The sequence below is a fragment of the Duganella sp. Root336D2 genome, assembly GCF_001425005.1.
Classification (GTDB): Bacteria; Pseudomonadota; Gammaproteobacteria; order Burkholderiales; family Burkholderiaceae_D; genus Rugamonas.
This window is the reverse complement of sequence record NZ_LMDB01000006.1, coordinates 49847-70076: the sequence shown is the minus strand read 5'-3', so window position 1 is coordinate 70076 and position 20230 is coordinate 49847. Positions and strand designations below refer to the sequence as shown.

The following is a 20230-nucleotide window of genomic DNA, read 5'->3' as shown; positions in this document are numbered from 1 at the left end:
AAAATCGTCCAATAAAAATAAGTGTACTTATGGTGCGAGGAGGGGGACTCGAACCCCCACACCATTGCTGGCGTCAGGACCTAAACCTGGTGCGTCTACCAATTTCGCCATCCTCGCGGCATATTTGCACAAAAGCAAAGGGCGACCTTACAGTGAAAACGGGGTCGCCCGGGGCTTTCAACTTCAACCCGGCATTCTATACGGTGTTTCTGGAGTGCGGAAGTGGTTTTTTGCGTTATGCGCAACATTTGGGCAAAACCGGCAACCCCGATGCCTGACCCGCAGGGTCAGGCACTGCTTATCGGTTTGGTTTTGGCACACGGAACCACGCCGCATACAAAGCCGGCAAGAACAGCAAGGTCAGCGCGGTCGCCAGGATCAGCCCACCCATGATCGCCACCGCCATCGGCCCCCAGAACACGGAGCGCGACAACGGAATCATGGCCAGCGCCGCCGCCGCCGCGGTCAGGATGATCGGCCGGCAACGCCGCACCGCCGATTCCACGATCGCATCCCATGCCGGCACCCCGGCCTTGATATCCTGCTCGATCTGGTCCACCAGGATTACCGAGTTACGGATAATCATGCCGAACAGCGCAATAATGCCCAGGTTTGCGACAAAGCCCAGCGGCCTTCCCATCACCAGCAGCGCCATCGCCGCCCCGGCCACGCCCAGCGGCCCGGTCAGGAACACCAGCAGCGCACGCGAGAAGCTGTGCAGCTGCAGCATGAGCAAGGTGAAGATGATGAACACGGCCAGCGGCAAGTTGGCGGCAATCGACTCCTCTGCTGCGCTGCTGTCCGAAGCGGCGCCCTTGACCTTGATCTCGTAGCCCGGCGGCAGCTTGGCGCGCAGCTCATCGAGCTTCGGATTGATCTGGCCCGACACGGTCGGCCCCTGCACGCCCTCCACCACGTCCGACTGCACGGTAATCGCCCATTCGCGGCCTTCGCGCCACACGACACCCGGCTCCCAGACGAAATGCACGCGCGCCAGTTGCGAGATCGGCACCGAACGGCCGCTATTGGTCGGAATGTAAGTGTCGTTCAGGACCGCAATGGTGCTGCGCTCGTCCAGCGGCTGGCGCACCTGGATGTCGATCAGGCGGATGCCTTCGCGGAACTGTCCAATCGGCGTACCCGAAAGGATCGTGTTCGCCGCTCGCATCACGGTTTGCGACGTTACGCCCAGCGCACGCATCTTGTCCTGGTTTAGGTCAAGGCGCAGCACCTTGATCGATTCGTTCCAGTTGTCGTTGACGCCCACCGCGTTGGGGTTGGCGCGCACGATGTCCTTCACCTGGTCGGCAATCGAGCGCACACCTTCCACCTCGGTACCCGTGATGCGGAACTGCACCGGGTACGGCACCGGCGGGCCGTTCGGCAACAACTGCACCCGGCCGCGCACTTCCGGGAAGTCGGTCTTGAAGACATTGCTGATCTTCTTGCGCAGTTCTTCACGCGAACGCAGGTCTTTCGCCAGCACCACGGTCTGCGACACGTTGGTCTGCGGGAAGATCTGGTTCAGCGGCAGGTAGAAGCGCGGGCTGCCGGTGCCGACATAGGTCGTCACGCTGGCCACACCCGGCTCCTTGCGGATGAACTCTTCAAATTTCTTCGCCTGGCGTTCGGTCTGCGCGAACGCCGTGCCTTCCGGCGACCACATCTCCACCATCAGCTCCGGGCGGCTGGAATCCGGGAAGAACTGCTTCTCGATGAACTTGAAGCCGTACACGCCCAGGAAGAACACCACCAGCGTGGCCACGATCGTGGTCTTGCGGTATTCCACGCACCAGTTCACGATGGAGCGGAACTTGCGGTAGCCCGGCGTATCGAACAGTTCGTGATGGCCGCCGCCCTCGGAGTGCGGCTTCACCTTCAGCAGGATGTAACCGATGTAGGGCGTGAACACCACGGCCACGATCCACGAAGTCACCAGCGCAATCGCATTCACCGAGAACAGCGAGAAGGTGTATTCGCCTGCCGCCGATGCGGCAAGGCCGATCGGCAGGAAGCCTGCGACGGTGATCAGGGTGCCGGTCAGCATCGGCATGGCCGTGGAGGTGTAGGCGAAGGTCGCCGCTTCGAGCCGCGAATGGCCCTCCTCCATCTTCCGCACCATCATTTCAACGGCAATGATGGCGTCGTCGACCAGCAGGCCGAGCGCGATAATCAGGGCGCCCAGCGAGATCTTGTGCAGGTCGATGTCCAGTATGCGCATGAACAGGAAGGTTACCGCCAGCACCAGCGGGATGGTCAATGCCACCACCAGGCCGGGACGCGTATCCAGGCGCAGCTTGGGCTTGGTATGCAGGCCGAGCGAAACGAAGCTCACTGCCAGCACGATCAGCACCGCTTCGATCAGGGTATGCAGGAATTCGCCCACCGACGCGGTAACCGCGGCGGGCTGGTCCGACACGCGCTCCAGTTCAATACCGACCGGCAGCTTGGTTTTCATGGCGTTGACGGTCTTCTCCAGGTCCTTGCCCATCTGGATGATGTTGCCGCCCTTCTCCATCGACACGCCAAGTCCGATCACCTCTTTGCCGTTGAAGCGCATCTTGTCGCGCGGAGGATCGAGGTATTCGCGTTTGATGGTCGCGAAGTCGCCCAGGCGGAAGGTCGTGTTATTGGCACGCAGCTCCAGCTCTTCCAGGTCCTTGACCGTGCGCAGCGCGCCGGAAACGCGCACTTGCAGGTTGTCGGTCGGCGTCACCACAACGCCTGTCGCCTCCACCACGTTCTGGGTGGCGATCTGGTTGGCGATCTGCTCGATGGTCAGTCCCAGCTGGGCGAACTTCTTGTGCGAGAACTCGATATTGATCTTCTCGTCCTGTACGCCGAACAGTTCGACCTTGGACACCTTCTTCACGCCAAGCAGCTGCTGGCGCACCAGGTCCGCGTAGTCTTTCAACTCCGCATAGTTAAAGCCGTCACCGGACAGCGCAAAGATCGAGCCATAGGTATCGCCGAATTCATCGTTGAAAACGGGGCCCTGCACGCCGGCAGGCAGCGTCGAACGGATGTCGCCGATTTTCTTGCGCACCTGGTACCAGGCCTGGGCCACCTCTTTGGGCGGAGTCGACTCGCGCAGGCTGAGAATGATCAGCGTCTGGCCCGGTTTCGAATAGCTGGTGATTTCGTGAATGAACGGCGTTTCCTGCAGCTTCTTTTCCAGCTTGTCGGTGACCTGTTCGGCCATCTGCAGCGAGGTGGCGCCGGGCCAGAAGGCTTGCACCACCATCGAACGGAAGGTAAACGGCGGATCTTCATCCTGCCCCAGGTTCTTGTACGCCAGCATGCCGCCCAGCAGCAGCACCGCAATCAGGTAGCGCGTGAGCGGAATGTGCTCCAGCGCCCAGCGCGAAAGGTTGAAGCCCTTCATTTAGCAGCTCCGAGAATGGTTACCTTCTGGCCAGGCTTCAGCAGGTTGACGCCTGCGGTAACGACCGTCTGGCCGGGCTTCACGCCGCTGCCCAGGACCAGTTCGTTACCCGAGACGCCGTTCACAGTGACCGGTACCAGGCGCACGACGCCGTTTTCAACCACCCACACGGAGGTCGCGGCCTTCTCATGGAACAAGGCCGTCAACGGCACCTTGATCTGCGGCTGCGGCGTGCGCGAGGCAAAAGCCACCAGCGCAGTCATGCCCAATTTGGCTTCGGCGAGGCTGGAGGGAATCGACACGCGGAAGGCATAAGTACGGGTGAAGGGATCGGCCACCGGGGAGATCTCGCGGATCTTGCCTATCACGGTTTTACCCGGGCTGGCCCACAGGCGCACATGCACGTCCGTGATGGCGCGCAGGGTGTCGACTTTGTCTTCAGGCACGCCGAACACAATTTCCTTTTCATCGGTCTTGGCCACGCGCACGACCGGCGTGCCGGGCGACACCACCTGCCCGACTTCCGCATCGACCGCGGTGACTACGCCATCGATGTCCGACTCAAGGCTGGCGTAGCCGGCCTGGTTGGACATGCCGCGATACGCCGCCTGCGCCGAATCGACTTGCGCCTGCGCCGACTTATAGGCCGACAGCTTGGCATCGAGGATAGCCTGGCTGACGAAGTTCTTGTCGCGCAGCTCCTGGTAGCGCTTCAATTCCGCGCTGGCCAGGTCGCGCGTGGTTTCCGCCGCGCGCAAGGCAGCCATGGACTGCGCCTGCGACAGCTTCAAATCCTGGGGATCAAGGTCCATCAGGACCTGGCCGCGCTTGACCACGCTCCCCACATCCACTTTGCGGGAGATAATCTTGCCGCCAACCCGGAATCCCAGGCGCGATTCGACGCGCGAACGGACTTCGCCGGAGAATTCGGCATTCACATCGATGTCCGAGCTTTGCAGCACCATGGCGCGCACCGGCCGGATGTCTTCGGTCCTGGGGGCTTCTTTCGAACAGGCTGCGAGCAGCAAAGCGCAAGCCGCAACCAGGGGGAGTTTTTTCGCTACGAACACGATGGAATTCCTTTTTAGTGTCTCTGGCAATTGCCGGGAGTGCATGTTTGCCATTATTATTTCCCGTTTGGAACTAACTGACTTTCCGTTTAGTAAGAAAAAATTATAGCCGGGTCAACCGAACTTGCAAATGACTTTCGCGTCATTAATTTAGAACAGCACCTCTATGTCCGTTGACCATTACGAGAATTTCCCTGTCGCGTCCATCCTGATGCCGCGCCGGCTGCGTCCGGCAGTGGAGGCGATTTATGCCTTTGCCCGCAGCGCCGACGATATCGCCGACGAAGGCGTCGCCACGCCGGAACAGCGCCTGGCGGCCCTGGCGGCCTATGAAGAAGCGCTGGGCCGCATCGAACGCGCAGAAGGCGGCCCTGAGCCGATGTTCGAGCGGCTGGCTGCCGTCATCGAACAGCATAAACTGCCGCTGCGCCCTTTCTACGACCTGCTGTCCGCCTTCAAGCAGGACATTGTGGTGCACCGCTACCAGGACTACGCGTCCCTGCTCGATTACTGCGCCCGCTCGGCCAACCCGGTCGGCCTGCTGATGCTGCACCTGTACGGCGCCGCCAGTGAAGAGAATGTCCGCCAGTCGGACGCCATCTGCTCCGCCCTGCAGCTCATCAACTTCCTGCAAGATGTGGCGATCGACGAGCATAAGGAGCGCATCTACCTGCCAATGGAAGACCTGGCCCGCTATGCGCTGTCGCCGGCCCACCTCGCGCGCCCCGATAACAGGGCAAAATGGCGCGCCATGATGAAGTTCGAGGTCGACCGCGCCCGCGCCCTGATGCTATCCGGCGCCCCGCTGGCCTGCCGCCTGAAAGGCCGCATCGGCCTGGAGCTGCGCCTGGTGGTCCAGGGCGGCCTGCGCATCCTGGAGGCAATCGAGGAAGTCGATTATGACGTTTTCCTGCGTCGTCCGACGCTGCAAAAGCGCGATTGGTTCAAGCTTTTATGGCGCGCGCTTCGGATGAAGCCTTCTTCACTATAAAATAGCGCCTTTGTCAGCATTACCCAAGCCATAAGAACATGTCCCCCGACGAATACTGCCAGCAGAAGGCCGCCGCCAGCGGCTCCAGTTTCTATTACAGCTTCCTGTTCCTGCCACCGGAGCGCCGCCGTGCCATCACGGCGCTGTACGCCTTCTGCCGCGAGGTTGACGACACCGTCGATGAATGCAGCGATGAGTCGCTGGCACGCATCAAGCTGGCCTGGTGGCGCAACGAAATCGCCCAGATGTATGAAGGCAAGCAGTCGCACCCTGTCACCCAGGCCTTGCAGCCGCATCTCGCCGTGTACGACCTGAAGCAAGAACATATGCAGGCCATCATCGATGGCATGGAGATGGACTTGAACCAGACCCGCTACCTGGATTACGCGGGCATGTCGAAGTATTGCTGGCACGTGGCCAGCGTAGTCGGCATCCTGTCGGCGTCGATTTTCGGCGTGACCCGCCCGGAGACGCTGAGGTACGCCGAAAAGCTGGGCCATGCCTTCCAGCTCACCAATATCATCCGCGACGTAGGCGAAGACGCCCGCAAAGGCCGCATTTACCTGCCGGTCAATGAGCTGCAGCAGTTCAATGTGACTGCGGCGGACCTGCTGAACGCGCGCGAGACCGAGAATTTCTCGAAACTGATGGCATTCCAGGTGGCGCGCGCGCAGAAGGCTTATGACGAAGCATTTGCACTGCTGCCGAAGGAAGACCGGCGCGCCCAGCGCCCGGGCCTGATCATGGCAGCGATTTACCGCACCCTGCTGAACGAGATCGAAGAGGACGGCTACCACGTCCTCAAGCAACGCATTTCGCTGACACCTATCCGCAAACTGTGGCTGGCCTGGAAGACCTGGGTTCGTGGCTAAGCACTTTGCGGTAGCCGGCGGCGGCTGGGCGGGTTTTGCCGCCGCGGTCGAACTGGTGCGGGCTGGCCACCAGGTGACGGTTTTCGAGGCTGCCCGCACCTTGGGCGGGCGGGCGCGGCGCGTCGCTGTCGAGGGGCGCGAGCTGGATAACGGCCAGCACATCATGCTGGGGGCTTATTCCGAATCGCTGCGCATCATGCGCGCCGTTGGCGTGGATTTACGCTCGGCCGTCCTCACCCTGCCCTTGCAGATGCGCTATCCGCCTGGCGGCGATGGCATGAACTTCCTGGCCCCGCGCCTGCCGGCGCCGCTGCATGTCGGCATCGCCTTGCTGCGCGCGCGCGGCCTGGCGCGCGAGGACAAGATGGCGCTGGCGCGCTTCACCACTACCGCACGCTGGATGGATTGGCGTTTGAACAATGATTGCAGCGTGGCGGAGCTGCTGCAACGCTTCGACCAGACGCCGCGCCTTGTGACGTTGATGTGGCGGCCATTGTGCCTGGCCGCGCTGAATACGCCGCCGGAACGCGCATCGGCGCAGGTATTCCTGGCCGTGCTGCGCGACAGCCTTGGCGCACGCCGCGCCGCCTCCGATATGCTGGTGCCGCGCGCCGACCTTTCCGCCCTCTTCCCGGATGCCGCGGCAGCCTGGCTGCAGGCAAAGGGCAACACCATCCACCTGGGCGCCAAAGTCAGCGCCCTCCAAGCGGCTGCCGGCAGCTGGCGCGTGGAGGCGAGCGGCGCGGCCGTTGGCGGCGATTGGAGCGGCAATTTCGATGGCGTCGTGCTCGCCGCCTCGTCCAGCGCGACCATCGCACTGGTTGAAGGCATGCCGGGCTTTGCCGAACTGGCAAGCCAGCTGGCCGCGTTCGAGCCCGAGCCGATCACCACCTGCTACCTGCAATATGCCCCCGGCACGCGCCTGGAGATCCCGTTCTTCGCCCTGGTTGACGATCCTGCAAGCCAGCGCTGGGGCCAATTCGTCTTTGATCGCGGCCAGCTCGATGCCCGGCAGGACGGCCTGTTTGCCGTCGTGATCAGCGCTTCCAGCGACGCGGCCGGCCTGCCGCAGGATGTATTGACGGCAGCAGTGGCGGCGCAACTGGCGGCCGACCTGCGGCGGCCAGAGTTCGCGCAGCCGGCCTGGAGCAAAGTCATCACCGAAAAACGCGCCACCTACGCCTGCACGCCGGGCCTGAAGCGCCCCGCCAACGAAACTCCGGCCAAAGGCCTGGTCCTGGCCGGCGACTATACCGCCGGCGACTACCCTGCAACGCTCGAAATGGCCGTCCGCAGCGGCGTACAAGCCGCCCGCCTGCTCGCGAAAGCGAAAGTTTGATGTCCCGCCTGTCCCGCTTTTCAGTCGCCTGCTCCCCCATTTCTGCATCCTGTCGTAAACAAGTGGAGCCGCCCTGGTGCCAACGATACAGTGCGATCATGGAACAACCGGAGGCTTGAGTTTCCAATGAGCAAGCATGAGTACCTTGACGCACTGAAGAAAGCCCTCGCCGGCTTGCCGCCCGACGTGGCGGCCAAGACGATGGCTTACTACGAACAGCGCTTTATCGACAGCCTGGCCGCCGGCAGGACTGAAGAGGAAATCGCGGCCGAACTGGATGAGCCGCGCAAGATCGCCATGACCCTGCGCGCCAACGCCCACCGCAGCGCATTCGAGCAAAAGAGCAATCCGGCCAACCTGGCCCGCATGCTGCTCTCGCTCATTGGCCTCGGCATCTTCAACCTCTTCATGGTGGTGCCGGCAGCAGTCTTTTCTGCTTTGCTGGTGTCGATCTACGCCAGCGCCTTCGCCTTTTACATCAGCGGCATTGCCATTACCGCAACCGGCCTGGCCGGCGCCAATGAGCTGGTCCTGACCGGCCCGCTGCGCCACCTTGTCATTTTCGACGACGCAGGCGACCAGGTGGACGCCCGCATGCAAACCAAGATTTCGATCAGCGACCACGGCATCGAGGTGTTCCAGGAACCTTCGGCCGGCCTGCGCAAGGAATGGGATGAGGCGGACAGCAAATCCGAGAAGTGGCTGGAAGGTGCGGAAGCCATGGCCGAAGGCGGCGTGCGCATCATCTCCGACCTCGATAACGAATCGCGCGCGACGCAGACCGCTGTCGGCATCGGCCTGATACTGCTCGGCATCGTCCTGAGCCTGGCCAGCATCGTGGTGACGCGTTACTCGCTGATCGGCCTGAAACGCTACATCCAGATGAATGTTGCGCTGCTGCGCGGCCGCTGAAAGGAAACGCAATGAACCTCCGTTCCCTGCTCAAAATCGGCTTCGGGCTGGCCTTGCTGGCGGTGCTGCTGACTGGCGTCACCTACAGCATGCTGCGCGCCCAGGGCGCCGCCAACCCGACCAGCGTGGCCGGCCGCGCCGCCCGCACCGAAGTGCGCGAAGTGAGCGCGACGATTTCCAGCGTTGAACTGGTCGGCCCGATCGACCTGCGCCTGAAACAAGGCGATGTGCCCTCGCTCAAAGTACGCGGCGAGCAGCGGCTGCTGGGCAATATCGGCACCGAACAGGATGGCTCGACCCTGCGCATTGGTTCGAAAGGGCTGCTGCTGCACCCGCGCCGCCCGATTGAAGTGGAGCTGGTGCTGCCGTCCCTGCACGAACTGGTGATCAACGGCAGCGGCGACAGCAACGTCAATGGTTTCAGCGGCGAGCACCTGAGCGTACAGCTGCAAGGCTCGGGCAACCTGACCTTCAACGGCCGCTACAAGAATGTCGAGGCCGGAGTGCACGGCAGTGGTGACCTGAACCTGAACACCGGCCACGGCGAGAAAGTCATGCTGGAGATGGTGGGCTCGGGCGCAATCACTTCCAGCGGCAGTTGCAAGGAGCTGACCGCGGAAGTCACCGGTTCCGGCGACCTCGATGCGGAGCACCTGGCGACCGATAAGGTGGCCGTGACCCTGCTCGGTTCCGGCACCACCAATGTGTTTGCCCGCCAATCGGCCGATCTCACCGTCAAGGGTACCGGCAATATCCGCGTGTTTGGCAATCCTGCGGAACGCAACGTCAGCCGCAGCGGTTCAGGCGGCGTCAGCTGGGTTCATTAAGTAGCGCAGCATGTCCTTGCCGGCGGCCATGCCGCTGGCGAAACAGGCGGTGAGCAGGTAGCCGCCGGTCGGCGCCTCCCAATCCAGCATTTCGCCGGCAACAAACACGCCCGGCACCGCCTTCAGCATCGTTCCTTCCAGTGCCTCGAAACGAACCCCGCCCGCGCTGCTGATTGCTTCATCGATCGGGCGCGGCGCGCGCAGGGTGATTGGCAGCGCCTTCAGGGTCGCCGCCACGCGCAGCGGGTCATGGAAAGCCTCCTTGTCCAGTACCTCGTGCAGCAGGCCGGTTTTGACGCCCTTGATGTGGACCCGGCTTTGCAGGAAGCTCGACATCGAGCGCGAGCCGCGCGGATGCGACAACTCCTGCCGCAGGCGCTCCAGCGGCCAGTCCGGCAGCAGGTCCAGTTCGATAGTCGCGCTGCCATGCGCGGCGATGCGGTCGCGGATACCGGCCGACAGGGCATAAACCAGGCTGCCTTCCACGCCCGTTGCGGTGACCACCATCTGGCCCTTGCGGCCATCAATCGCCACGGTGGTCAGCGGCTGGCCCGCGTATTTTTCGGAGAAATGGGCGCTCCAGCCGGAATCGAAACCGCAATTGGCAGGCACCAGCGGCGCAATGCCGACGCCGCGTTCGGCCAACAGGGGCTGCCACGCCCCGTCCGAGCCGAGGCGCGCCCAGCTTGCACCGCCCAGTGCGAGCAACACCGCAGCGTGGCGCACCCTGCGCTCGCCTGCCGCTGTCGCGAAGCGCAAGCTGTCGTCAGCTGTCCAGCCCAGCCAGCGATGGCGCTGGTGGAAGTGCACCCCGCTTTCGCGCAGGCGGTGCAACCAGGCGCGCAACATCGGCGCCGCCTTCATTTCGGTCGGGAAAACCCGGCCCGAGGTGCCGACAAAGGTATCGATGCCCAGCCCATGCACCCAGGCCCGCAAGTCGTCGGGCTTGAAGGCATCGAGCATCGGGCGCATGACGCCGGCACGGCTGCCGTAGCGCGCCAAGAATGCCTCATAGGGTTCGGAATGGGTGATATTCATGCCGCCGCGGCCTGCCAGCAGGAACTTGCGGCCGACCGAAGGCATGGCGTCGTAGACATCTACCCGCACGCCCGCCGCCGCCAATACTTCGGCGGCCATCAGGCCGGCCGGGCCGCCGCCGATCACCGCTACACCTTGTAATTGATTGCTTTCCATAGGGGCAGCATTGTATTCGATCTCGGGCGATCGGCCGCCAGCAGTTGGGCAAAGTCCTGCGCCGCCATGGGCCGCCCAAAGAAGCAGCCCTGCATCTCGTCGCAGTAGTGGGCACGCAGCCATTCGCGCTGCAGCAGCGTTTCCACCCCGACGCCGACGATCTGCATATTGAGGTTGTGGCCCACGTCGATGATGGAACGGCAGATGGCTTCGTCGGCTTGCTCGCTGCCGAGCTGGCGCACGAAGGACTGGTCGATCTTCAGCTGGTCCAGCGGCAGCAGGCGCAGGCGGGCCAGCGAGGAATGCCCGGTGCCAAAGTCGTCCATCGACAGCTTGACGCCAATTGCCTTCAATTCGTTCATGCGGGCCACGGCATCGTCGAGATCCTCCATCACCATCGATTCCGTGATCTCGAAACTCAGCATGGCCGATGGCACATCATACTCCTCTAGCGTCACTTCAATATGTTCCACCAGCCCTTCTTCGCGGAACTGGCGCGCCGACAGGTTGATCGAAACCGGCACCATTGGCAGGCCTGCGTCGCGCCACGCCCCTTGCTGGCGGCACACTTCCCGAATCACCCAGGCTCCGAGCGGAACAATCAGGCCGCTGCTCTCGGCCAGCGGCAGGAACTCAGCCGGCGGCACCAGGCCGCGCGTCGGATGCTGCCAGCGCACCAGCGCCTCGGCGGCGGTCAGGCAGCCATCGCCCAGGGCCGCACGCGGCTGGTAATGCACCACCATTTCATTGTGCAGCAGGGCGCTGCGCAGTTCAGCCTCGAGCGCAAACATGCGCGAGGCGCGCTCGTTCATCTCCTGCGCGACGAAACGGAAGCGGTTGCCGCCATGCCCGACCGCATGCGCCATAGCCGAGTTGGCCGAGCGCAGCATGACCGAAGGTTCGCCGCCATCCTCGCCCATCAATGCGATGCCGATGCTGGCTGTGGTATTCACGATATTGTCCTGCCAGCGCATCGGTGCCTTGATGGCCTCGAGCAGCTTGCCCGCAACCGGCAGCACATCGTCGTCGTTGATCAGGTCGGACAGGATCACCGCGAATTCGTTGCCAAGCAGGTGGGCCACCGTATCGCCCTCGTGCAGGCAGGACTTCATGGCGGATGCCGCGTGCATCAGCAAGGCGCTGCAGGCGTCGGCACCAAGGCTGGCCTTGACGCCGCGGTAACGGTCCATGCTCAGTGCCAGCACGGCCACCTTGCGGCCGGTGCGCTCCGCCGCTACCAGGGCCTGGCGCAAGCGGTCATTGAACAGCGAGCGACTGGCCAGGCCGGTCGCCGGGTCATGCTGGGCGTGACAGGCCGACGCCTGCTCGGCCGCGCGGCGGCTGCGTGCCGCGTGCATATTGCTCAATCCAAGCGCCAGGTCGGTGGCCAGTTCCTGCAAGACTTGCACGTCATCGCTGTCGAAAGCGCAGGGGGCGATCGAGTATACGCACAGCACCCCGATTGGCGCCGCATCTCCACTGGCGCTGCCCAGGGGCAAGGCCAGCACGCTTGGGTAGCCGAACTCTGCCGACGTCCCATGGCGCAGGCGGGATTTCGCATCCGACATCACATCGAGCGCAATGCCTTCGCAGCTGCAGCCGCGTTGCAAGCCACCTGCGGCTGCTGCGAAGCGTCCTGCCGGCGTGCCCTGGATCTCGCTGGCCAGCAAGTCCCTGCTGCTGCCAGCCATCGACAAACCGGTCCACACCAGCGAATAGCCGCCCTCTTCGGAGATGGCCTTGCAGACAGCCGCCATCATTTCCTCCGCACTGCCGGCGTGCAGCAGCGCTACGCGGCAACGCGAAGCCATGCGCAAGGCCCGGTTGCTGCGCAGCAGCTCATCAGTTTGCGCATTGGCCCGCCGGTGATCGGCTTCGCGTGCCAGCAGCCATTTGATGGTCGTCGCTGCTGCACACGCAGCCAGCATCCCAAGCAAAATAGAATGTTCCATGGCGTCAGTCCAGGTAGGGTACAAAGTCGAATGCCGACAGGATGCCGTTCACTTGGGCGGAAAGGCAGAAGGCGAAGAAACTTCGTGCGACGCCGGTTGGCGCATCCCTGCTTGCCAGGGTGAGTACACGGCAGATCGGGTAACTGCCGTTGCGTATATTGGCGCTGCTGGCTGCAACGCCCGAAATGGGCAGCAGGCGTATCGACACGCCTTGCGAAATGGCGCGCTCCGCTGCGCCGACTGAAACGTAGGCGATAGCGTTTTCGCACGCGGCCACCACGGCCAGCCGTTCGATGTTCGATTCCACCGCTGCATTAAGGCTGAAATCATCCAGCGCTTGCCGCAGGAAGCGTGCAAACAAGGCACTCGACGCGCCATCGCGCAGACCGCCCAATGCATAGACCTGTTCCCGGCCGCCACCGGCATCGCGCCATTCGCGCATGCGCCCTGTGAAAATGGCTTGCAGCTGTTCGACGCTCAAATCCCGCACCGGATTATTGGCGTGAACTACTACGCCAACGCCATCGCGAGCAATCGGAATGCCGTACAAATCGCGTTCGGCGGGAGCGAGTGCGCGCGACAGCATCGCAATATGCGCATGCCCCGAACGCACGTCGTCCAGCCCACGTAAAGAACCGCCCAGTTCCACTTCGATCCCGATCTCCGGGTGCATCAGGCGGTATTTGGACGCGATTTCTTTCAGTAACGGCCCCATGGTGGTGGAGCCGGCGATATGAAGCTTCTGCGCGCGCTTGCGCGGCGGGACTGGAAGCTGGTTGCGGGTGAGGCCATTCAGGCCAAGGGCGGCAAAGACAAAACCCATTGCGACTCTCCTTGCAGGGAAGGGAATAAGCCGCAGGGAAGAGGCGACGGGAGATATGTGAGGTGATGGACGCGGCGCAGGTTTTGGGCCACATGCAATCAAGTATAACGTGACAATGCCTGCGGTCAACAGTCGGAGCTCGACTGTTGCGTCGGCACAGCAATAAGCGTTAACCGCCTGTCACAGGTGGGAAAAAGGCAACTTCGTCGCCTGGCGCAACGTGCGTACTCGCGTCGCACATGCGCTGGTTGCAGGCCATGCGCAAGGCGCGGCCCTCGGCCAGGGTACTGGCCCACGGCTCGCCGCGCGCCAGCAGCCATGCCCGCACATCGCCCACCGTCTCGGCGCTTGCCGGCAGCACGACCTGCTCGCCACTGCCCAGCGCCTCGCGCACACTGGCAAAATACTTAAGGTTGATCAGCATATCAATACATCAGCTCACTGAAGGGGATAAAACGCACAACGTCGCCCGGCGCGATCGGATTGCCCGGCGGGTTGTCCACCAGGCCATCGCCCCAAACCGTCGAAGTCAACACGGCAGACCCCTGGTTCGGGAACAGGTCCAGCCCGCCCTGCTGGTTCAGCCTGGCGCGCAGGAATTCGTTGCGGCGGTCCGCTTTCGGCCAGTTGAAATCTGCGCGCAGCATCATGCCGCGCGCTTGTGCCGGGACATCGGCGCCCTGCAGTCGCAGCAGGAATGGGCGCACGAACAGCAGGAAGGTGATGAAGCTCGACACCGGGTTGCCCGGCAGGCCAAGGAAGAACGCCTGCCCTACTTCACCGAAGGCCAACGGCTTGCCCGGCTTGACGGCGATCTGCCACATATTCAGTTTGCCCTCTGCTTCGACGGCAGGCTTGATATGGTCCTCTTCGCCGACCGACACGCCGCCGGAGGTGATGATCAGGTCATTGCCGTCTGAAGCCTGGCGCAGCACATTGCGCGTAGCATCCAGCGAGTCCGGCACGATGCCGAAATCGCGTACCTCGCAGCCCAGGTTTTCCAGCAAAGCGCGCAGCGTGAAGCGGTTGGAATTGTAGATGGCGCCCGGCGCCAGCGGTTGGCCCGGCATCGCCAGTTCATCGCCGGTGAAGAACACGGCTACGCGCAGCTTGCGGCGCACGTCCAGCTCCGCCATGCCGATCGACGCAACCAGTCCAAGTTCCTGGCTGCGCAGGCGCGTGCCCGCGGCCAGGATCACGCTGCCAACGCTGATATCTTCGCCGGTGCGGCGGATCCATTCGCCTGTTTTCGGCGCGTGGCGGATCGTAACCAGGCCGTCATTCGCTTCGCATTGTTCCTGCATCACGACAGCATCGGCGCCTTCAGGAATCAGGGCGCCGGTGAAAATGCGCGCGGCGCAGCCAGGCAGCAGCGGCTGGCCGACATGGCCGGCCGGGATGCGCTGGGTGACCGTCAGCGTTGCGTTGCCGCTAGCGCAATCGGCGGCACGCACCGCGTAGCCGTCCATCTGCGTATTGTCGTGGCCCGGGACGTTCATGCCGGACACCACGGCGCTCGCAAGCACGCGGCCATTGGCTTCCAGGGTTGGGATCTTCTCCACCGCGGCCACCGGACGGGCCGCGGAGAGCAGGAAATCGAGGGCTTCGCGTACGGCGAGCATTGCCATGTCTTTACAGTCCTGTGTTGGCGGCGATGTAAGCCTTCATCCTGCTCACATCGGCCGGCATGACTTCAAAGCGCTGCGGCAGCGCTTCGATATTTTCGAAACCGGCTGGACGTTCGGCGTCTTCACCCAACGCCTCCAGGATGGTTTCGTTGAACTTGGCGGCCAGTGCGGTTTCCAGCACGATCATCGGCACGCCTGGCTCCATGTATTCCTTGGCGACCTTGATGCCGTCCGCAGTGTGGGTGTCGATCACGATGCCGTAATCGTCGGCCACGTCGCGGATGGTTTGCACGCGGTCGTCGTGGGTCGATTTACCGGACTTGAAGCCGTAGCTGGCCGCCAGTTTGAACTCATCGCCATCGCTGCCCGGTGCGCCGGACAGGTCGAAGCCGCCGTCCGTTTCCACTTTCTTGAACAGCTCGCGCACACGCTTGCCGTCGCCCTTCACCAGGTCGAACACGAAGCGTTCGAAGTTCGAAGCCTTGGAAATGTCCATCGACGGGCTGGAGGTGTGATAGGTCTCGGCAGACTTGCGCACGCGATAAATGCCGGTGCGGAAGAACTCGTCCAGCACGTCGTTCTCGTTGGTGGCAACGACCAGCTTGTCGATCGGCAGGCCCATTTGGCGGGCGATATGGCCGGCGCAGATATTGCCGAAATTGCCCGATGGGACGGTGAAAGACACCTTCTGCTCATTGCTCCTGGTCGCTGCGAGGTAGCCGCGGAAGTAATACACCACCTGCGCCACGACGCGCGCCCAGTTGATCGAATTTACCGTGCCGATCTTCTGGCGCGCCTTGAATTCCAGGTCGTTCGACACGGCCTTGACCATGTCCTGGCAATCGTCGAACACGCCTTCGACAGCAATATTGAAAATGTTCGGATCCTGCAGGCTGAACATCTGGGCGGTCTGGAAGGCGCTCATCTTCTTGTGCGGCGACAGCATGAAGACTTTGATGCCTTTCTTGCCACGCATTGCATATTCAGCGGCGCTGCCGGTGTCGCCGGAAGTCGCGCCGAAGATGTTCAGCTGCGCGTCTTGTTTGGCCAGCGCGTATTCGAACAGGTTGCCCAGCAACTGCATCGCCATGTCCTTGAAGGCCAGCGTGGGGCCGTTCGACAGCGATTGCAGCACCAGCTTCTTGCCATCGACTTCTTCCAGCACACGCAGCGGGGTGATGTCGGCGGCATTCTCGCCTTCGCGCACGTTGCGGTAGACATCGGCGGTGTAGGTCTTCCTGGCCAATGCGCGCAGGTCGGCCTCTGGAATATCGCCGGCGAACTTCTTCAGGATTTCTACTGCCAGGTCAGCGTAGGACAGGTGGCGCCACTTGTTCAGTTCTTCGCCGGTAACTTGCGGGTACTCGACCGGCAGGTACAGGCCGCCGTCCGGCGCCAGACCACCCAGGAGGATGTCGGAAAATTGCTGGGGGGAGTGTGATGCAGCCGACGCGTCGGCCCGGGTAGACACGTATTGCATAAAGTAGAAAGTCCGGTGGCGGTGAAAACGGACACTTATTATAGTGCCACCGGACTTTCTTTGTGAATTTAGCTAAATTTCGGAATTTTCTAGCGTTAGCAGGCAGCGTGATTCACCGAAACGACATGAATCGCCAAGCCGCCCAGCGAAGTCTCTTTGTACTTCGCCTGCATGTCGGCGCCAGTCTGGCGCATGGTCTCAATCACGTTATCCAGGGTGACGAAGTGGGTGCCGTCGCCTTTCAGGGACAGCGATGCTGCGGTGATCGCTTTCACCGCGCCCATGCCATTGCGCTCGATGCAAGGAATCTGCACCAGCCCGCCAATCGGATCGCAGGTCATGCCCAGGTGGTGCTCGATGCCGATTTCCGCCGCATTCTCGATCTGCGCGTTGCTGCCGCCCAGCGCTGCCACCAGGCCCGCCGCCGCCATCGCACACGCCACGCCAACCTCACCCTGGCACCCTACTTCGGCACCGGAAATCGACGCATTGCGCTTGCACAGCATGCCAATCGCCGCCGCGGTCAGCAAAAATGCGCGCACGCCGGTGATCGGATCGACCGGTTTGCAGTCTTCCGCATAGTATTTCAGCACAGCGGGAATGATGCCTGCAGCCCCATTTGTAGGCGCCGTTACAACACGTCCGCCCGCTGCATTCTCTTCATTGACCGCCATCGCGTACAAACTCACGCCGTTCAGCGCATCGTGCGGCAGCTGGTTGGCGCGATCGCCGCCCTGCGCCTGGCGCCAAAGGTCGGCTGCGCGGCGCTTTACATTCAGGCCGCCTGGCAGTTGGCCGCTCGTCTCCAGGCCATGCTGGATGCAGTCGCGCATGACGTGCCAGATGCGGTCCATGCCTTGGTTGAGCTCTGCCTCGCTGATGCGGGTCAGCTCGTTGGCGCGCAGCATCTGGGGAATGGTCTTGCCGCTGCTGACGCCATGACCCAGCAATTCGGCCATGGTGTTGAACGGGTACGGCAGGCGCACGGCCGGCTTGCCATCAGTGGCCGCCTCTTCGCCTTCGGCACGAATGAAGCCGCCGCCGACTGAGTAGTAAATCCTGGAAGCCGAGCTGCCGTCGGCACGGGCCAGGGTGAAGCGCATGCCGTTCGGGTGCTCCGGCAGGTTCTCTGCCATATGGAACACCAGGTGTTGCTTGCGGGTGAACGCAATGGTCTTCTCGCCCAGCAGGCGCAGCTCGCCGTCAACGTCGGCTGCAGCCAGCATGTCTTCGACCGCGTCAGGGTCGACGCCCTGCGGCGTCTCGCCCATCAGGCCAAGCAGCACGGCCTTGTCGGTGCCGTGGCCGATACCGGTCAAGGCCAGCGAGCCATAGAGCTCAGCCGTCACCGAGGTGACATCATCCAATGGAGCGTTTTCGAGCAGGAAGCGGCGCGCCGCCACCATTGGTCCCACAGTATGCGAACTGGATGGGCCAATGCCAATCTTGAATAAGTCGAAAACACTCATGTCCATTGTTGCTTGTCTCTCTCTGGTTATGCGGCCTCGCTGAGGCTCACGTCAATATTGGCCAGCATGTCCTTCACCATCTCTTCCACGCCGATCTTCGCTTTCCAGTTCCAGTCCGCAGTCGCCTTGGAATCATCCAGGCTGCGCGGCCAGCTGTCGGCGATAGCCTGGCGGCTGTCCGGCGTGTAGGCGATCTTGAATTCGGGCAGTGCGCGGGTAATCGCGGCAGCCAGTTCTTCCGGGTTGAAGGAAACACCGGCGACATTGTACGACGAACGAATCTTGATTTGTGAAGCCGGTGCGTCCATCAATTCAATGGTTGCGCGAATCGCGTCCGGCATGTAGATCATCGGCAGCGTGGTCTTCGGCCCGAGGAAGCAATCGTAGCGTTCACCGCGCAGCGCCGCGTGGAAAATCGCAATCGCATAGTCGGTGGTGCCGCCGCCTGGAGGCGATTTGAAGCTGATGATGCCCGGGTAGCGAATCGAACGCACATCCACGCCATATTTCAGGAAGTAGTATTCGCACAGTCGTTCGCCTGCCAGCTTGGAAATGCCATAAATAGTGGTCGGGTCCATCACGGTGTACTGCGGGGTGTTCTCGGCCGGCGTGTTCGGGCCGAACGCAGCGATCGACGATGGCCAGAAGATGCGCAGCGGCTTGCCCTGCTCGCCGCGCTCGCGCGCCACTTCCAGGATGTTCAGCAGGCCGTCCATGTTCAGGTCCCACGCCTTCAGCGGCGCTGCCTCGCCGGTAGCGGACAGCATCGCAGCCAGCTGGTATACCTGGGTGATGCCTTCCGCAGCCACCAATGCCTGCAGCGCGGCCTTGTCCATCACGTTGAGCACCTGGTAGCGGGCTGCGTTGTACTTGTTGACCGGGCTGATGTCGGTTGCGATGACGTTTTGTTCGCCGTGCTGTTTTGCCAGTGCTTCCACCAGTTCACTGCCGATTTGGCCGTTGGCGCCGATGACGAGGATACGTTCCATGATTCTTACCTGTTTTCCTGATTAGTTCTTAATGATGCCCAGCTCTTTGCCGGCTTGTTCGAATGCTGCAAGGACCTTTTCCAGCTGCTCGCGGGTGTGGGCGGCGGACAGCTGCACGCGCACGCGCGCCTGGCCCATCGGCACCACTGGATAGAAGAAGCCGGACAGCAGCACGCCCAATTCATACATGCGGGCCGCGAACTTCTGCGCCACCGGGGCTTCAAACAGCATCACCGGCACGACAGGATGGGTGCCTGGCTTGATGGTGAAGCCGATACGTTCGATCTCCTTGCGGAAGTAAGCGGTGTTTTCGTGCAGGCGGTCGCGCAGCTCGGTCGAGGCGGACAGGCGCCTCAGCACTTCCAGCGAGGCGCCTGCGATGGCCGGTGCCAGGGTATTCGAGAACAGGTATGGACGCGATTTCTGGCGCAGGGTGTCGATTACTTCCTTGCGGCCGGAAGTGAAACCGCCCATCGCACCGCCCAGGGCCTTGCCCAGGGTGCCGGTGATGATGTCGATCTTGCCCAGTACATTGTGATGCTCGTGGGTGCCGCGGCCGGTCTTGCCCATGAAGCCGGAGGCGTGGCATTCGTCGATCATGACCAGGGCGCCGTATTTTTCGGCCAGTTCGACGATCTTGTCCAACTGGGCGATGGTGCCGTCCATCGAGAACACGCCGTCGGTCACGACGACTTTATGACGTTTGTCGGCGGCCGCCTGCAGTTGCTTCTCCAGGTCGGCCATATCGTTGTGGGCGTAGCGGAAGCGCGCAGCCTTGCACAGGCGGATGCCGTCGATGATCGACGCGTGATTCAGCGCATCGGAGATGATGGCATCGTTTTCGTCGAACAAAGGCTCGAATACGCCGCCGTTGGCATCAAATGCCGCCGCGTACAGGATGGTGTCTTCGGTGCCGAGGAATTCGGAGATGGCCTTCTCCAGTTGCTTGTGCACGGTCTGGGTGCCGCAAATGAAGCGTACCGAGGACAGGCCGTAGCCGTACTTCTCCGTTGCTTCGATGGAGGCCTGCGCCACCCACTCCTGGCCCGACAGGCCGAGGTAGTTGTTGGCGCACATATTGATCAGGGTACGACCGTCTTCGGATTGCACCTCGCTGCCCTGGCGGGAAGCAATTACGCGCTCCGGCTTATAAAGGCCGTCGTTACGCAGCTTTTCCAGGTTCTGTTGCAGGCCGGTGTAAAACGCATTCGTCGCTTGGCTCATGGTCGTCCTCTGATGTAAAGTTTACTCTTATTTCATTATTTCGACGCGAATTCACTATATTGAACGTAAATTCGA

General features: G+C 62.4%; 16 protein-coding genes and 1 tRNA gene. 5 read left to right on the top strand and 12 right to left on the bottom strand.

The window, feature by feature from the left end; translation table 11 throughout:
- Positions 1-30: 30 nt before the first annotated feature.
- The 3 genes from ASD07_RS08310 to ASD07_RS08300 form a co-directional block, all read right to left on the bottom strand.
- A tRNA-Leu gene (locus ASD07_RS08310) sits at positions 31-117 on the bottom strand.
- A 181-nt stretch (positions 118-298) separates the two neighbouring features.
- Positions 299-3385, bottom strand: coding sequence for an efflux RND transporter permease subunit (locus ASD07_RS08305; protein ID WP_055927910.1), 3087 nt, complete (start codon positions 3383-3385; stop codon positions 299-301).
- Positions 3382-4455: an efflux RND transporter periplasmic adaptor subunit gene (locus tag ASD07_RS08300; RefSeq protein WP_229207097.1), complete on the bottom strand. Its 1074-nt coding sequence runs from the start codon at positions 4453-4455 to the stop codon at positions 3382-3384. Before ASD07_RS08300 ends, ASD07_RS08305 begins: the two co-directional genes overlap by 4 nt.
- Before the next feature lie 166 nt (positions 4456-4621).
- Here ASD07_RS08300 and hpnC point away from each other — a divergent pair, with 166 nt between their 5' ends.
- The 5 genes from hpnC (at position 4622) to ASD07_RS08275 (ending at position 9396) form a co-directional block, all read left to right on the top strand.
- On the top strand, positions 4622-5446 hold the full coding sequence (hpnC, locus tag ASD07_RS08295; RefSeq protein ID WP_055927907.1) for a squalene synthase HpnC: 825 nt from the start codon (positions 4622-4624) through the stop codon (positions 5444-5446).
- Positions 5447-5484: 38 nt separating this feature from the next.
- Complete coding sequence (hpnD, locus tag ASD07_RS08290; protein WP_055927903.1) at positions 5485-6318, top strand: presqualene diphosphate synthase HpnD; 834 nt, start codon at positions 5485-5487, stop codon at positions 6316-6318.
- On the top strand, positions 6311-7657 hold the full coding sequence (hpnE, locus tag ASD07_RS08285) for a hydroxysqualene dehydroxylase HpnE (RefSeq protein ID WP_055927900.1): 1347 nt from the start codon (positions 6311-6313) through the stop codon (positions 7655-7657). The genes hpnD and hpnE overlap by 8 nt, the downstream gene beginning before the upstream one ends.
- A gap of 126 nt (positions 7658-7783) precedes the next feature.
- Positions 7784-8569 (top strand): DUF1700 domain-containing protein, encoded by a 786-nt coding sequence (locus ASD07_RS08280; protein WP_055927898.1) that lies wholly within the window; start codon positions 7784-7786, stop codon positions 8567-8569.
- An 11-nt stretch (positions 8570-8580) separates the two neighbouring features.
- Positions 8581-9396 carry a head GIN domain-containing protein gene (locus tag ASD07_RS08275; RefSeq protein WP_055927896.1) on the top strand — a complete coding sequence of 272 codons (816 nt, stop codon included), beginning with the start codon at positions 8581-8583 and terminating at the stop codon, positions 9394-9396.
- Here ASD07_RS08275 and ASD07_RS08270 read toward each other — a convergent pair.
- The 9 genes from ASD07_RS08270 to kbl form a co-directional block, all read right to left on the bottom strand.
- Entirely contained in the window at positions 9370-10590 is a 1221-nt protein-coding gene (locus ASD07_RS08270; protein ID WP_055927894.1) for a TIGR03862 family flavoprotein, read from the bottom strand. The genes ASD07_RS08275 and ASD07_RS08270 overlap by 27 nt on opposite strands.
- Positions 10563-12542, bottom strand: a complete 1980-nt coding sequence (locus ASD07_RS08265) for a GGDEF domain-containing protein (RefSeq protein WP_082507210.1) — start codon at positions 12540-12542, stop codon at positions 10563-10565. The genes ASD07_RS08270 and ASD07_RS08265 overlap by 28 nt, the downstream gene beginning before the upstream one ends.
- Positions 12543-12546: 4 nt before the next feature.
- The gene (locus ASD07_RS08260) at positions 12547-13365 is read right to left on the bottom strand and encodes a phosphate ABC transporter substrate-binding protein (RefSeq protein WP_055927888.1); all 819 of its coding nucleotides are present in this window, start codon (positions 13363-13365) and stop codon (positions 12547-12549) included.
- 169 nt (positions 13366-13534) lie between these two features.
- Positions 13535-13789 carry a molybdopterin converting factor subunit 1 gene (moaD, locus tag ASD07_RS08255; protein ID WP_055927885.1) on the bottom strand — a complete coding sequence of 85 codons (255 nt, stop codon included), beginning with the start codon at positions 13787-13789 and terminating at the stop codon, positions 13535-13537.
- Position 13790: 1 nt separating this feature from the next.
- Entirely contained in the window at positions 13791-14987 is a 1197-nt protein-coding gene (gene glp / locus ASD07_RS08250) for a gephyrin-like molybdotransferase Glp (RefSeq protein ID WP_055927993.1), read from the bottom strand.
- 10 nt (positions 14988-14997) lie between these two features.
- Positions 14998-16473, bottom strand: coding sequence for a threonine synthase (gene thrC, locus ASD07_RS08245; protein ID WP_055927882.1), 1476 nt, complete (start codon positions 16471-16473; stop codon positions 14998-15000).
- Positions 16474-16568: 95 nt separating this feature from the next.
- Positions 16569-17948, bottom strand: a complete 1380-nt coding sequence (locus ASD07_RS08240) for an L-serine ammonia-lyase (RefSeq protein WP_055927879.1) — start codon at positions 17946-17948, stop codon at positions 16569-16571.
- A 20-nt stretch (positions 17949-17968) separates the two neighbouring features.
- Positions 17969-18931, bottom strand: coding sequence for an NAD-dependent epimerase/dehydratase family protein (locus ASD07_RS08235; RefSeq protein WP_055927876.1), 963 nt, complete (start codon positions 18929-18931; stop codon positions 17969-17971).
- 21 nt (positions 18932-18952) lie between these two features.
- Positions 18953-20155, bottom strand: a complete 1203-nt coding sequence (kbl, locus tag ASD07_RS08230; protein ID WP_055927871.1) for a glycine C-acetyltransferase — start codon at positions 20153-20155, stop codon at positions 18953-18955.
- Positions 20156-20230 lie beyond the last annotated feature (75 nt).

Coding starts and splice junctions, on each gene's coding strand:
- kbl (WP_055927871.1), bottom strand. CDS start 20,155: ATGAGCCAAGCGACGAATGCGTTTTACACCGGCCTGCAACAGAACCTG.
- ASD07_RS08280 (WP_055927898.1), top strand. CDS start 7,784: ATGAGCAAGCATGAGTACCTTGACGCACTGAAGAAAGCCCTCGCCGGC.
- ASD07_RS08265 (WP_082507210.1), bottom strand. CDS start 12,542: ATGGAACATTCTATTTTGCTTGGGATGCTGGCTGCGTGTGCAGCAGCG.
- glp (WP_055927993.1), bottom strand. CDS start 14,987: ATGCTCGCCGTACGCGAAGCCCTCGATTTCCTGCTCTCCGCGGCCCGT.
- ASD07_RS08260 (WP_055927888.1), bottom strand. CDS start 13,365: ATGGGTTTTGTCTTTGCCGCCCTTGGCCTGAATGGCCTCACCCGCAAC.
- moaD (WP_055927885.1), bottom strand. CDS start 13,789: ATGCTGATCAACCTTAAGTATTTTGCCAGTGTGCGCGAGGCGCTGGGC.
- thrC (WP_055927882.1), bottom strand. CDS start 16,473: ATGCAATACGTGTCTACCCGGGCCGACGCGTCGGCTGCATCACACTCC.
- ASD07_RS08240 (WP_055927879.1), bottom strand. CDS start 17,948: ATGGACATGAGTGTTTTCGACTTATTCAAGATTGGCATTGGCCCATCC.
- ASD07_RS08270 (WP_055927894.1), bottom strand. CDS start 10,590: ATGGAAAGCAATCAATTACAAGGTGTAGCGGTGATCGGCGGCGGCCCG.
- hpnC (WP_055927907.1), top strand. CDS start 4,622: ATGTCCGTTGACCATTACGAGAATTTCCCTGTCGCGTCCATCCTGATG.
- hpnD (WP_055927903.1), top strand. CDS start 5,485: ATGTCCCCCGACGAATACTGCCAGCAGAAGGCCGCCGCCAGCGGCTCC.
- ASD07_RS08275 (WP_055927896.1), top strand. CDS start 8,581: ATGAACCTCCGTTCCCTGCTCAAAATCGGCTTCGGGCTGGCCTTGCTG.
- ASD07_RS08305 (WP_055927910.1), bottom strand. CDS start 3,385: ATGAAGGGCTTCAACCTTTCGCGCTGGGCGCTGGAGCACATTCCGCTC.
- ASD07_RS08235 (WP_055927876.1), bottom strand. CDS start 18,931: ATGGAACGTATCCTCGTCATCGGCGCCAACGGCCAAATCGGCAGTGAA.